This window comes from Corallococcus terminator (genome assembly GCF_049194865.1).
In the GTDB taxonomy this organism is placed as follows: domain Bacteria; phylum Myxococcota; class Myxococcia; order Myxococcales; family Myxococcaceae; genus Myxococcus; species Myxococcus terminator_A.
This window is the reverse complement of record NZ_JBLZWL010000085.1, coordinates 1-11,960: the sequence shown is the minus strand read 5'-3', so window position 1 is coordinate 11,960 and position 11,960 is coordinate 1. Positions and strand designations below refer to the sequence as shown.

The following is an 11,960-nucleotide window of genomic DNA, read 5'->3' as shown; positions in this document are numbered from 1 at the left end:
TGGATGGACATGGCTGAAGACATCGTCCGGGTCGCCGAGGCGGGCGACTCGGTGGAGAGCATCGCGTCCGAGCACGGGCACATCTGGCAGACGCTGTGGGAGCACCCCGGGAACCAGACGCTGCGCGAGCTGCGCCAGAACCCGCACACGCTCCTGCCGGGAGACAAGGTCTATGTCCCGGCGCTGCGGCAGCGGCTGAAGCAGGTCCAGACGGGGCGCAAGCACACGTTCGTGCGCAAGGGCATTCCCTCCAAGCTGCACCTCGTCCTGCGCGTGGGGAGCGAGGTGTTGAAGGACACGCCGTATGCGCTGGAGGTGGACGGGGTCATCCTGCAAGGGCGCAGCGGTCCGGACGGGAGCATCGTGCACGCGGTGTCGCCCACGGCGACGACGGGGATGCTGCGGATTGGAGAGGGCTTCGCTTCGCGCCTCATCCCCATCTCCCTGCGGTACCTGCACCCGCTGGACACGGTGAGCGGAGTGCAGGGGCGACTGAAGAACCTGGGCTATCCCGTGGACGCGGTGAACGGCGAGCTGGATGGGCCGACGCAGGCGGCGCTCCAGCGGTTCCGGGTGGACCAGCAGTTGCCCGCGGGGACGGGCATCGACGACTCGCTGAGGTCCGCGCTCCAGCGGGTGTATGGGCATTAGGGTGACAAGGGTCACCGGGTGTACGGCACGCCGAGGGAGGGATCAGACGTCGGCGACGCGCACCACGAGCTTGCCGAAGTTGCCCCCCTCCAGCATGCGGATGAGCGCCGCGGGCGCGTTCTCCAGCCCATCGACCTGGTCCTCGCGCAGCTTCACTCGGCCGTCGGCGACCCACGCGTCCATGTCGCGACGGAAGGCGTCGTAGCGGTCGCCATAGTGGTCGAGGATGATGAGGCCCTGCATGCGGATGCGCTTCTGCTGCAACACCGCCAGCACCTGCGGCAGCAGATTCGGCCCCGGCGGCGGCGTCTCGTCGTTGTAGCGAGAGATGGTTCCGCACAGCGGCACGCGAGCCCAATGATTGAGCAGCGGCACCACCGCCTCGAACACCTCGCCGCCGACGTTCTCGAAGTACACGTCGATACCGCGCGGGCACGCTGCCTCAAGGCGCTCGGCCAGCATCGGCTCACGGCGGTCGAGGCACACGTCGAAGCCCAGCTCCTCGACGGCGTAGCGGCACTTGTCCGCACCTCCGGCGATCCCCACCACCCGCGCACCCTTGATCTTGGCGATCTGCCCCACCACCGCGCCGACCGCCCCCGTCGCCGCGGCGACGACCACCGTCTCTCCTGGCTTGGGCTCGCCAATGTCCAGCAGGCCCACGTGGGCGGTGAACGCGGGCATGCCGAGCACACCCAGGGCCAGCGACGGCTGCTTCATCTCACCGAGCGGGACCAGGTCCTGCCCGTCCGACAACGAGTAGTCCTGCCAGCCGGAGTTGCCGAGCACCAGGTCCCCCACCTGGAATCGCGGATGCTTGGAGGAGACGAGGCGGTTGACCGTGCCCCCTACCATGGGCGCGCCGAGCTGCACCGAAGACGCGGCATACGCCGGTGGGACCTCGTTCATCATCGGGCGCATGTACGGGTCGAGCGACAGGTACAGGGTGCGCAGCAGCACCTGTCCTTCGCTCGGAGCGGGTACGTCGGCTTCATCGAGACGGAAGTCCCGTGACGTCGGCATGCCGTGAGGACGTGCGGCGAGGACGACACGACGATTGCGGGTATCGCTTCGAGGCATGGGTACTGACTCCAGGGGTGTGGCGAGGAAGGCGTTCAGCGCGCCCTGCCCCGGCAAGCCGCGAGCGAGCACGCACAAGCCACACGCGATGGCCCACCGCGAGCAACTCGGCCGACGAGAAAAGAAGGTGAAGGAGCGAAGACGCGTCTTCGACCCGGACGCGTTATGCGAGTCCCAGCAACTGCCGTGTGCCGACCATGGCCGTATCCAGCGGCGCGCGGTCGCGGGAAATCTTGGCCAGCAGCCCCGCTCCCAACCAGGTCTGATAGAGATTGATTGCGACCGCTCGCGTGTCCGGCGGGGCCGTCAGTGAGCCGTCCTCCCGCCCTGCTTCAAGACAGCGCGACAGTCTGTCGATGATGCCGTGAGTCCCGCGCTCCAACGCCTCGCGCATGCTCCCGGACAAGTCACAGACCTCCGCGCCGAGCTTCACCACGAGACATCGGCTCCGGGCCTCTTCGTCGAGCTGCGAGGCGAGCCAGTCCTGGAAGTACCCCAGCAGGCGCTGCGCGGACGTGCCCGGCGCCGCCAGCAACACCTCCATCCTCGCCAGGTAGTCCGCGAAGTACGTCTCCAGCACCGCCTCGCCGAAGGCCTCCTTCGAGTCGAAGTAGTAATAGAACGAGCCCTTCGGAACCTTCGCCGCCGCCAGCACCTCCGCCAGCCCCACCGCGGTGAAGCCCTTGCTCGCGAACAGCGGATGGGCCGCCTCGATGATGTGCCGACGGGCATCATGCTGGGGGGCGGCGCTCATGCTCATGGCCCTTTGCTAACGGCCAGTAGACCGGTCGTCTAGTCGTACTTCTGGGGAATCGCGCGGCTTCACATTCTCGACCAAGAAGCCCTGACTTCGGGGACGCTGCTCCCATGTCGACGCGATACTTCAGGCTCAACGAAGCCGTGCAGGCCGGCCATTGGTCCCTGGGACCTCTGATGGACGGACAGGGCCAGGAACTGGGCGACCTGACGAGGTTCACCTCGGGCCAGCCCGTACAGGACCCGGGCCGCCTGAAGCTTCGTGTTCGAGCACAGGGGCGTCGGCGACACTTCAACCTGATAGGCGCCGGCGGTCCGCCCGTGGTCCACCTCAAGATGGCAAATGTCTTCGCTGAGTATGCCCCCGCGGAGGTTCAACTGGTGCCCGTGGACGTCAAAGGCGGCTCAGGTGAGTACAGGATTCTCGTGACCACGCGATCCATCCGGTGCATCGATGACAAGGCATCGCAAGAGGTACAGCGCTGGAAACAAGAGGAGGGGCGCCCGGACAAGACTGGCCACTACCGCAGCGTCGTCGGGCTGCGGATTGACCCGATGAGGGTCGGCGGCTTCCAGGTGTTTCGCACCTGGGGTTGGTCCGACGCGCTCATCGTCTCGGAGCACATCAAGTTGGTCCTGGAGCGCGCCAGGCTCACGGGACTCGACTTCGAGGAAGTCTAGCCCTGTGTCTCAGCCCAACAGCTTGAAGCTCTCGCGGGCAATCACCATCCGCTGCACCTCGCTGGTGCCCTCGTAGATGGTCTGCACGCGCGCGTCGCGGAAGTACCGCTCCACTGGGAACTCGTCGATGTAGCCGTAGCCGCCGTGAAGCTGCACGGCCTTGTCGCAGACGCGATTGCTCGTCTCGCTGGCGAACAGCTTCGCCATCGAGGCCTCGCGGGTGAACGGCTGCTTCTGGTCCTTGAGGTACGCCGCGCGCAGCGTCAGCAGCTCCGCCGCGTCGATCTGCGTCTTCATGTCGGCGATCATGAAGCGCGGCCCCTGGAACTCGCCAATCGCCTGACCGAACGCCTTGCGGTCCTTCACGTAGGACACGGTGGCCTCCAGCGCCGCGCGCGCCACGCCACACGCCTGAGAGGCGATGCCGATGCGCCCGCCATCCAACGCGACCATCGCGAGCCGGAACCCCTGCCCTTCCGAGCCCAGCAGGTTCTCCGCCGGAATCACGCAGTCCTCGAACGTCAGCGCGACGGTGTTCGAGGAGCGCAGGCCCATCTTGTCCTCGTGGCGGCCGATGTGGAGACCCTTCGTCCCACCCTCCACGATGAAGCAGGACAGCCCCTTGTTGCCGACCGGGGACGTCCGCGCCCACACCACCATCACCCCCGCGTACGCACCGGACGTGATCCACTGCTTGCTGCCATTGATGACCCACGAGTCGCCACGGCGGACCGCGGACGTCAGGATCGCGCCCGGGTCGGAGCCCGCGTGCGGCTCGGAGAGCGCGAACGAACCCGCCACGGCCTCACCCGACGTCAGCCGCGTCACGTACTTCTCGCGCTGCGCCTCGGTGCCGAACGCGTTGATCAGCTCCGCGCACATGTTCGTCACGGCCATGGCCACGGACGTGGACGCATCCGCCGCGGCCATCTCCATCATCGCCAGCGCGTAGGACACGGCGCCCGCTTCCGAGCCGCCGTACTTCGCCGGGATGTTCACCCCGAGCAGCCCCAGCTCCCCCAGCTCCTTGAAGATCTCCGTGGGAAAGCGCTCCTGGCGGTCCAGCTCGCGGGCGAGCGGCGCCACGCGCTCCCGCGCGAACTTGCGGGCCGTCTCGCGAATCAGCGTCTGCGTCTCGGTCAGCTCGAGGTTCACGTCGGTCGTCCTACTCGATGGCCTTGAGGTTGAACGGATACTCGATGGGGTGGTCGGCGCCGTCCGGAGGCTTGGGGAACGTCATGGACGACAACACGGCCACCACGCAGTCATGAAGGTTCGGGTCCTTCAGCGTGCTGCCCTTCTTCACCTTCGCGCCCTTCACCAGGCCATTGGCGTCGATGGTGAAGGACGTGAGCAGCTTGCCCTCCGCCTTCTTGTTCTTCTCCGCCATGTGGTCCTCGTAGCACTCCTGGATCTTCCCCTGGTTGTACGTGACGACCTGGCGGATGGAGTCCGGAGTGAACGGCATGCGGGCCACGTCCGGCGCGTCGCTCTTCGCGGGCGCCGTCTTGGCGGGGGCCAGCTTCCCGTCCTCGGGCTTCTTCGACGGAATGCTCTCCGCGAACGCGGTGGCCGAGACCAGAATCAGAACGGGAAGCAGTGCCCTCTTCATGGTGCCTACTCCTTCAGGACGTTGGCGGAGATGACGATGCGCTGAATCTCGCTCGTCCCCTCGTAGATCTCGGTGATTCGCGCGTCGCGCACGTGGCGCTCGACGTCCATCTCCTTGCTGTAGCCCATGCCGCCGTGCACCTGGAGGGCCTTGTTCGCCACCCGGCTGGCCATCTCGCTGGCGTACAGCTTCGCCATCGCGCTCTCCGTGCTGTGGCGCACGCCCTTGTCCTTGAGCAGCGCCGCGCGCCACACCAGCAGGCGGGCCGCGTCGATCTCCATGGCCATGTCGGCGATCATGAACTGGATGGCCTGGTGCTCACGGATGGGCTTGCCGAACGACTTGCGCTCACCCGAGTACCGCACGGCCTCCTCGTACGCCGCGCGCGCGATGCCCAGCGCCTGCGAGGCAATGCCGATGCGGCCACCGTCCAGCGTGGACATGGCGACCTTGAAGCCCTCGCCCTCCTTGCCCAGGATGTTCTTGGCCGGCACGCGCATGTCCTCGAAGAACATGGAGCAGGACCAGGCGGCGCTGATGCCCATCTTCTTGTCGGGCTCGGCGCGGGTGAAGCCGGGGGTGTTCGTGGGCACCAGGAAGGCGGTGATGCCCTTGTTGCCCGCCTCCTTGTTCGTCATCGTGAACAGGACGATGGCGTCGGCCTTGGGGCCGTTGGTGATCCAGTTCTTGGAGCCGTTGATGACGAACTCGTCACCCCGGCGCACCGCGACGGTCTGCTGGGCGGCGGCGTCACTGCCGGCCTCGGGCTCCGTCAGGCCGAAGCAGCCGAGCTTGTCGCCCCGAGCGAACGGCGCGAGGAACTCTTCCTTCTGGGCCTCGGTGCCGAACTTCGACACCGGGTCGCAATAGAGCGAGTTGTTCACGCTCATGATGACGCCGGTGGAGGCACAGCCTCGGCTGATCTCCTCCATGGCGAGCGCGTAACAGACGTTGTCCAGACCGGCGCCGCCGTACTTCTCGGAGACGGCCACGCCGAGCAGCGACAGCTCGGCGAGCTTCTTCACCGCATCCGCGGGCCACGTGTGGTGCTCATCCCACTTCCGGGCGTTGGGGGTCAGTTCCTTGGCGGCGAACTCGCGGCACATCCGCTGGATCTCGCGCTGGACATCGGTCAGCTCGAAGTTCATGAGGGCTCCATATTACGGGGGGTGCTCCCAGGGAATAGCGAAGACGCTCCGCCAGCCCCCAAGCGAGGGTTGCCGTGCCGATTAGCCGACGACCGCCCGCCAGGCTCCCTGGAATCCAGGGGTGAGCCCAGGAACATGTTCAGTGGCACCGTGACGTCCAGGGAGAGGTCCATCCGCGCCCCCTCCCCCGTCCAGGCCCGACGAAGCACCACGGACACCGTCCAGGGCTTCGTGTTCGGGCCACGCTCAATCAAGTCGTAGGTGAGGCCCAGGCCCGCCAGCCCACCCGAGCCATCCTGGCCCCACAGCCCCGCCCCTTCCGCGAGCACCCCCAGGCGAGCGCTGTCCGGAAACGCATACACCCGCGCCCCCGCGAGCAGCCGGAAGGCCGCGGGCGCAAGGCGCACCTGGGGCTCCACGAAGGGCGACAGGATGAGGGTGGGCCCTGGGATGTCCCACGCCGGGAAGGCCCACGGGTGGATGGGCCAGGACAGCACCCAGTGCTCACGCGAGCCCTGTCCCCACTGGTAGCGGACATCGGGGATGAACGGCTCCAGGAAGCAGCCCGTGTAGATGCACAGCGAGCGCTTCCAGGAGACCAGCGCCGGGGCCCGTCCCGCCTCGTCATCCGGTGATTCAGGGACAGGCTCGGAGACAGGCTCGGAGCGGGCCGGCGTCGCGGCCAGGAGGACCGTGAGGAGACTCCCGACCGCGAGCGAGTGATTCACGTCACTTGCCGGTGAAGACGGCGGGACGCTTCTCGAGGAACGCCTTCATGCCCTCGCGCTGGTCGTCCGAGCCGAACAGCTCCGCGAAGCCCTGGCGCTCCAACTCGTTGGCCTCGCCGAGGTCCTTGTCCGCGCCCTGCTCGATGACGCGCTTGGCCTTGGCGATGGCCAGGGGGCCGTTCTTGATCATCTTCGCCGCGATGGAGCGGCAGTGCGCGAGCAGCTCGCCGGCTGGCAGCACCTCCAGCACCAGGCCGATCTCCTTCGCCTTCGCCGCGTCGATGCGCGCGCCCGTGAAGACCAGCTCCTTGGCGCGAGCACGGCCCACCGCGCGGGTGAGGCGCTGGGTGCCGCCGAAGCCGGGGATGACGCCCAGGCCCACTTCGGGGAGGCCGAGCTGGGCCTTCTCGGAGGCGTAGATGAAGTCGCACGCCAGGGCCAGCTCACAGCCGCCACCGAGCGCGAAGCCATTCACCGCGGCGATGGTGGGGATGGACAGCGACTCCAGCAGCGCGAAGGCGCGGTGCCCCAGGGCGGCGAACTTCTGGGCCTCGGGCACCTCGAGCGCGGACATCTCCGCGATGTCGGCGCCCGCGACGAAGGCCTTCTCGCCCCCGCCGGTGACGATGAGCACGCGCGTGTCGGCGCCGAGGGACTTCAGCGCCGCCTCGAACTCCTGCAGCGTCTTGTTGTTGAGGGCGTTGAGCGCCTTGGGGCGGTCGATGGTGAGGGTGGCGACCGCGCCGTCGTGCTCCAGCCGGATGTTCTCGTAGGTCATGTTCGAGGCTCCTCGGAAGGGTGGTGCCTAGTACTTGTAGAAGCCGCGACCGCTCTTCTTGCCGTACCAGCCGGCGTCGACGTACTGGCGCAGCAGCGGGCACGGGCGGTACTTCGAGTCACCCAGGCCCTTGTGCAGCACCTCGGCGATGTAGAGCACCGTGTCCAGGCCGATGAAGTCGGCGAGCTGGAGCGGGCCCATGGGCTGGTTGGTGCCCAGCTTCATCGCGGTGTCGATGTCCTCCGCGGAGCCCAGGCCCTCCATCAGCGCGTAGCAGGCCTCGTTCAGCATCGGGATGAGGATGCGGTTGACGATGAAGCCCGGGAAGTCCTTCGAGACGACCGTCGTCTTGCCCATGCGCTCGGACAGGGCGCGGGTGGTGGCGTAGGTCTCATCCGACGTGGCGGCGCCACGGATGAGCTCCACCAGTTGCATCACCGGCACGGGGTTCATGAAGTGCATGCCGATGACGAACTCGGGGCGCTTCGTGGACGCGGCGATGCGGGTGATGGGGATGGACGAGGTGTTGGTGGCGAGGATGCCGCCCGGCCGGACGACGGCGTCCAGGTCCTGGAAGATGCGGCGCTTGAGGTCCTCGTTCTCCGTCACGGCTTCAATCGCGAAGTCGACGTCCTTCGCCTCGGTGACGTTGGTGAGGGTGGCGAGATTGGCCTCGGCGGCCTGCTGCTTCGCGGCGTCGAGCTTGCCCTTCTCCACCAGCTTCTTCAGGCCCGCGCGGATGCGGTCAGCGCCCTTGGCGAGACCTTCCTTGGACACGTCCGCCAGCGTGACGCGCAGACCCGCCTGCAAAGCCACCTGCGCGATTCCCGCGCCCATCTGCCCGGCGCCGACGACGACGATGTGCTCCGTTGCCATGGTGCTCTCGAACCCCTCGGTCGGAATGTGAATGACGTGGTGCGCCCATAGCCCACGCCCCCAGGGCGGTCAACGAGTCGCGGCTGGCAACTGGAGCCGGCGAACGATGTAGCGCTCCTCCCCTACCGTGAGCGGCTCCTCGACGCGCACCCGCTCCTCGCGGCCCGCCAGCTTCACGAAGAACAACGTCCGGAAGGAGCCCTCGGGCAGGTCCACCTTGAAGCTCAGCTCCGGAGGTGCGCCGGTGTCGCCGAAGTAGCGCTCCTCGCGCTTGAGGACCACGCCCTCCGGGTCCATCACCTGGAGGTCCAGCGCACGCGCCTGACTCCAGCCGTCGCCATCGGGCTGGATGACCAGCTCCCGCTCGGGGATGCCAGTGATCTGCCAGATGTAGATGCCCAGGCCGACGGCCAGGAGCAGGGGCAGCCGCTTCGCCAGTGGAGACGAGCGCCAGCCCTTGCGCGCGGGGGCTGGCGTGGCTGTTTCGGGAGGAGGCGTGTCCGCCACCACTACTCCTTCTTGGAACGCTTGGAGCCGGGGCGGCGGGCGTTGAGCTCGGAGATGACGACGCGCGCGGTGGGGGCGGCGGTCTTCTCCTTCTTGGGGCGAGGCTCGGGGCTCTCGGGCTCGTCGGAGCCCATCTTCTCGGCCTTGTCCGGCGGGACGAGTCGGACCTGGGCCTTGATCTCCAGCGTCATGCCGGAGACGAGCTTGAGGAACTCGTCGCGCAGCTTCTCGGACTGGAGGAAGCGGCGGAGCTCCTCGGTGACGGCGCCGGTGACTTCGTCCTTGGTCTTCTCCGCCTGGGAGAGGATGAAGCCGAGGGCTTCCTTGGGGAGCTTGAGCTGCCCCGCCAGGTTGCGGATGCCCTCCTCTGTCATGAAGAGGGCGCCCAGACCGGCGACGGCCATGCGACGGACGAACTCCGGAACGAAGCCCGCGGGACCGGAGCGGCCTTCGCGGCCGGAGCGGTCCTCGTCGATCAACGGGTCGTCGGGGTAGTCGTCATTGCCGGCTGGGGGCATGCAGCGTCTCCTGGGTGGTTGTCAGCGGGCCTGCACCACCGGCAGCGGCATGCTCTTGGCGCCCTGCGCGGACACTCGACCCGCGATGTTGCGAGCGACCTCCTGGAAGGCCTTCGCCTCCAGGCTGTCCTTGGCGCCGATGACCACCGGTACGCCCGAGTCTCCCGACACACGCACCTTCAAGTCCAGCGGAACCTCGCCGAGGAAGGGAATGCCGAACATCTCCGCGGCCTTGCGTCCCCCGCCGTGGTTGAAGATGGGGGTGACGTGCGAGCAGTTCGGGCAGACGAACTGGGACATGTTCTCCACGATTCCCAGCACGGGGATGTGGACCTTGTCGAACATCTGCTTGGCGCGGACGACGTCCGCCAGGGCCACGTCCTGCGGCGTCGTGACGAGCACGGCCCCAGCGGCGCGGATGGACTGGGAGAGCGACAGGGCCACGTCACCGGTGCCCGGGGGCAGGTCGAGGACGAGGTAGTCCAGCTCGCCCCAGTTCACGTCGCGCACCAACTGCATGAGGGCGCCGTGGAGCATGGGGCCGCGCCAGATGAGGGCCTGATCGGACTCCACGAGGAAGCCGATGGACATGACCTTCATGCCGTGGGCGATGAGCGGATCCAGCGACTTGCCATCGGGGCTGACGGGCTTCTTGTCGCCCAGACCCGTCATCAGGGGGATGGAGGGGCCGTAGAAGTCGGCGTCGAGCAGGCCGACCTTGGCGCCGTGCTGAGCCAGGGCGGCGGCCAGGTTGACGGCGACGGTGCTCTTGCCCACCCCGCCCTTTCCGGCGCCCACGAGGATGATGTTCTTCACCTTGGGGAGCAGGCCGCCAGGGGGCGGAGCGCCGCCGCCGGAGGCGCGGACCTGGGCGCCCCACTCGATGTCGAAGGACTTCAGGCCGGGGACGGCCTTGAGCGCGGCTTCCGAGTCGGCCTGGATCTTCGCCTTCATGGGGCAGGCTGGCGTGGTGAGCTCGATCTTGAGTTTGACCGTGTCGCCGCTGACGCGGATGTCCTTCACCATCCCCGCCTTCACCAGATCCACGTGCAGCTCCGGATCGATCACCTTGGACATCGCCGCGAGGATGCTGGCCTCGGAAACGCTCATCGGGACACCTGAAACCTTTGGAAAACGGGCGCTTGGGGCGCCCCTCAGCGGGCGCGGAACATGCCAGCCCCGGGGGGACTGTCAACGTCGTTTAACGCGGGGTGGACCCGGACGCACCCTGGCGACGGCCTGCAGGGCCGGAGGGTGTCGGCGGGCTGAAGGTGTCCATCAGGGACGCTGCGTGTCGGGGCCCGCGGGCCTATTCGAGCGCGGAGATCCGGTATTCGCCGTCCTCGAGGACCAGGAGGACGGCCCGCTCGTCACCGAGGGGGAAGACGGCCTCTCCGGCGCCGACTCGGACGTGCGTGTTGAGCGCGAGCCGGGCTCGGCGCAGGCGCTCCCTGGCGAGGGGCTCGTGCTCGAAGTCCTCGCGGAGTCGCTCGGGGGTGTAGCGGGCACGCAAGGGCGCGGCGAGCAGGCCCCAGGCCGTCTTCCAGTCCTTGGCGTCGGAGGCGTCGAGGAAGCGCCGGAGGGCGGCGCGGGGGACATCGGCCGGGCGGGCCTCGACGATGCGCCAGTCTTCACCGGCGCGCGCGAGGGTGAGGGAGGGAGCGCGGGCTTCGAGGACGGCGGCGCCAGCACGGACAGCGGCGGCGCGTTCGCGGCGGGTGGTCTCGTCGGAGTAGCGCTCCAGGAAGGCGACCTGCCCTTCCGGGCCATCGGCGGTGAAGGCGTAGGCGTCCTGGAGGCGGCCTTCGTCCAGGGCGCGGGCGTAGGACTCCGCGACGGAGACGGGCTCCCGCGACGTGGTGGCACAGGCCGGAGCCAGGAGGAGGCTACCGATGAGGACGGTCCGCTTCATGGGGCGCGGAAGGTAGCACGGAGTTGAAGCCCCTCTTCAAATCATGGGTCAGTCATCACCCAATCCCTCACACGCCATGCCTGGACACTCAATCATTGTCAGCGCCTCAGACAGCGCTGCCCAAGGGAAACGTGAGCGGACGATCTCTGGACATCTACCACTCAGAGGCTGTTGAGTACCCTGCAGCGTCGGCACGGACGGCTCTCGGAGGGCCGTCCTTTTCGCTCGAGAGGCTCACCGTCATGTCCCACCTTGTCAGACCGCTCATGCCTGGGATCAGCATCAGCCAGAAGGGCTTTGGTGGTGGCCTCGGCGGCACCTTGGGTTGCATGGTCGAGGACGTCAAGACCGAGGAGATCATGTTGCTCAGCAACATGCACATCCTCCAATTCTTCCAGCGCACCTACAGCTACTTCACAGGTTACTCGTCCAAGGACGAATCCATGCAGACGGAGATCATCCAGCCCTGCGGGCTCTATCTGCGAGAAATGGCCGAGGAGAAGCTGATCAAGCGGGCGAAGAGTTCGAATGGAGATCCGCGTCGCTTCGAGCGCTTCTACCAGGCCACGGCTACCGAGACCACTCGGCTGACAGCCTCGCCAAGCCAGCAGCGGAGCGCATTCAACCAGGCGCTCGACGAGGAGGTGGGGACCCTGGCCTCTCTGTGCAAGGTCGGCACCTATCAGCGAGGCTTCCTCGACGGCAATGGGGAC

15 protein-coding genes are annotated in these 11,960 nt (G+C 67.5%); 3 read left to right on the top strand and 12 right to left on the bottom strand.

The window, feature by feature from the left end:
- The first annotated feature begins 9 nt into the window (after nucleotides 1-9).
- Complete coding sequence (locus tag ACN469_RS26870) at nucleotides 10-651, top strand: hypothetical protein (protein WP_498772163.1); 642 nt, start codon at nucleotides 10-12, stop codon at nucleotides 649-651.
- A gap of 42 nt (nucleotides 652-693) precedes the next feature.
- On the opposite strand, the gene curA is transcribed toward ACN469_RS26870, so the two are convergent.
- Nucleotides 694-1,731 (bottom strand): NADPH-dependent curcumin/dihydrocurcumin reductase, encoded by a 1,038-nt coding sequence (curA, locus tag ACN469_RS26865; RefSeq protein WP_498772161.1) that lies wholly within the window; start codon nucleotides 1,729-1,731, stop codon nucleotides 694-696.
- A 163-nt stretch (nucleotides 1,732-1,894) separates the two neighbouring features.
- Nucleotides 1,895-2,485: a TetR/AcrR family transcriptional regulator gene (locus tag ACN469_RS26860; protein ID WP_498772159.1), complete on the bottom strand. Its 591-nt coding sequence runs from the start codon at nucleotides 2,483-2,485 to the stop codon at nucleotides 1,895-1,897.
- A 113-nt stretch (nucleotides 2,486-2,598) separates the two neighbouring features.
- Here ACN469_RS26860 and ACN469_RS26855 point away from each other — a divergent pair, with 113 nt between their 5' ends.
- Nucleotides 2,599-3,168, top strand: a complete 570-nt coding sequence (locus ACN469_RS26855; RefSeq protein ID WP_498772157.1) for an imm11 family protein — start codon at nucleotides 2,599-2,601, stop codon at nucleotides 3,166-3,168.
- Nucleotides 3,169-3,177: 9 nt separating this feature from the next.
- Here the strand turns inward: ACN469_RS26855 and ACN469_RS26850 are convergent, their stop codons facing one another.
- The 10 genes from ACN469_RS26850 to ACN469_RS26805 all read right to left on the bottom strand — a co-directional run bounded on the left by ACN469_RS26850 (nucleotide 3,178) and on the right by ACN469_RS26805 (nucleotide 11,247).
- Nucleotides 3,178-4,323: an acyl-CoA dehydrogenase family protein gene (locus ACN469_RS26850; RefSeq protein ID WP_498772155.1), complete on the bottom strand. Its 1,146-nt coding sequence runs from the start codon at nucleotides 4,321-4,323 to the stop codon at nucleotides 3,178-3,180.
- A 10-nt stretch (nucleotides 4,324-4,333) separates the two neighbouring features.
- Nucleotides 4,334-4,780 (bottom strand): AgmX/PglI C-terminal domain-containing protein, encoded by a 447-nt coding sequence (locus tag ACN469_RS26845; RefSeq protein WP_498772153.1) that lies wholly within the window; start codon nucleotides 4,778-4,780, stop codon nucleotides 4,334-4,336.
- 5 nt (nucleotides 4,781-4,785) lie between these two features.
- Nucleotides 4,786-5,928, bottom strand: a complete 1,143-nt coding sequence (locus tag ACN469_RS26840; RefSeq protein ID WP_498772151.1) for an acyl-CoA dehydrogenase — start codon at nucleotides 5,926-5,928, stop codon at nucleotides 4,786-4,788.
- Nucleotides 5,925-6,656: a hypothetical protein gene (locus ACN469_RS26835; RefSeq protein ID WP_498772149.1), complete on the bottom strand. Its 732-nt coding sequence runs from the start codon at nucleotides 6,654-6,656 to the stop codon at nucleotides 5,925-5,927. Before ACN469_RS26835 ends, ACN469_RS26840 begins: the two co-directional genes overlap by 4 nt.
- 1 nt (nucleotide 6,657) lies before the next feature.
- Nucleotides 6,658-7,434 (bottom strand): enoyl-CoA hydratase/isomerase family protein, encoded by a 777-nt coding sequence (locus ACN469_RS26830; protein ID WP_498772147.1) that lies wholly within the window; start codon nucleotides 7,432-7,434, stop codon nucleotides 6,658-6,660.
- A gap of 27 nt (nucleotides 7,435-7,461) precedes the next feature.
- Nucleotides 7,462-8,310: a 3-hydroxyacyl-CoA dehydrogenase family protein gene (locus ACN469_RS26825; protein ID WP_046713803.1), complete on the bottom strand. Its 849-nt coding sequence runs from the start codon at nucleotides 8,308-8,310 to the stop codon at nucleotides 7,462-7,464.
- A gap of 69 nt (nucleotides 8,311-8,379) precedes the next feature.
- Nucleotides 8,380-8,817, bottom strand: coding sequence for a hypothetical protein (locus ACN469_RS26820; RefSeq protein WP_498772144.1), 438 nt, complete (start codon nucleotides 8,815-8,817; stop codon nucleotides 8,380-8,382).
- 2 nt (nucleotides 8,818-8,819) lie between these two features.
- On the bottom strand, nucleotides 8,820-9,335 hold the full coding sequence (locus ACN469_RS26815) for a hypothetical protein (RefSeq protein WP_163867298.1): 516 nt from the start codon (nucleotides 9,333-9,335) through the stop codon (nucleotides 8,820-8,822).
- Between the two features lie 21 nt (nucleotides 9,336-9,356).
- On the bottom strand, nucleotides 9,357-10,445 hold the full coding sequence (locus ACN469_RS26810; protein ID WP_498772142.1) for an Mrp/NBP35 family ATP-binding protein: 1,089 nt from the start codon (nucleotides 10,443-10,445) through the stop codon (nucleotides 9,357-9,359).
- Between the two features lie 199 nt (nucleotides 10,446-10,644).
- Nucleotides 10,645-11,247 (bottom strand): hypothetical protein, encoded by a 603-nt coding sequence (locus ACN469_RS26805; RefSeq protein WP_498772140.1) that lies wholly within the window; start codon nucleotides 11,245-11,247, stop codon nucleotides 10,645-10,647.
- Between the two features lie 242 nt (nucleotides 11,248-11,489).
- On the opposite strand from ACN469_RS26805, the gene ACN469_RS26800 reads away from it, so the two are divergent.
- A partial coding sequence (locus ACN469_RS26800; protein ID WP_498772138.1) for a hypothetical protein occupies nucleotides 11,490-11,960 on the top strand: 471 nt, incomplete at its 3' end.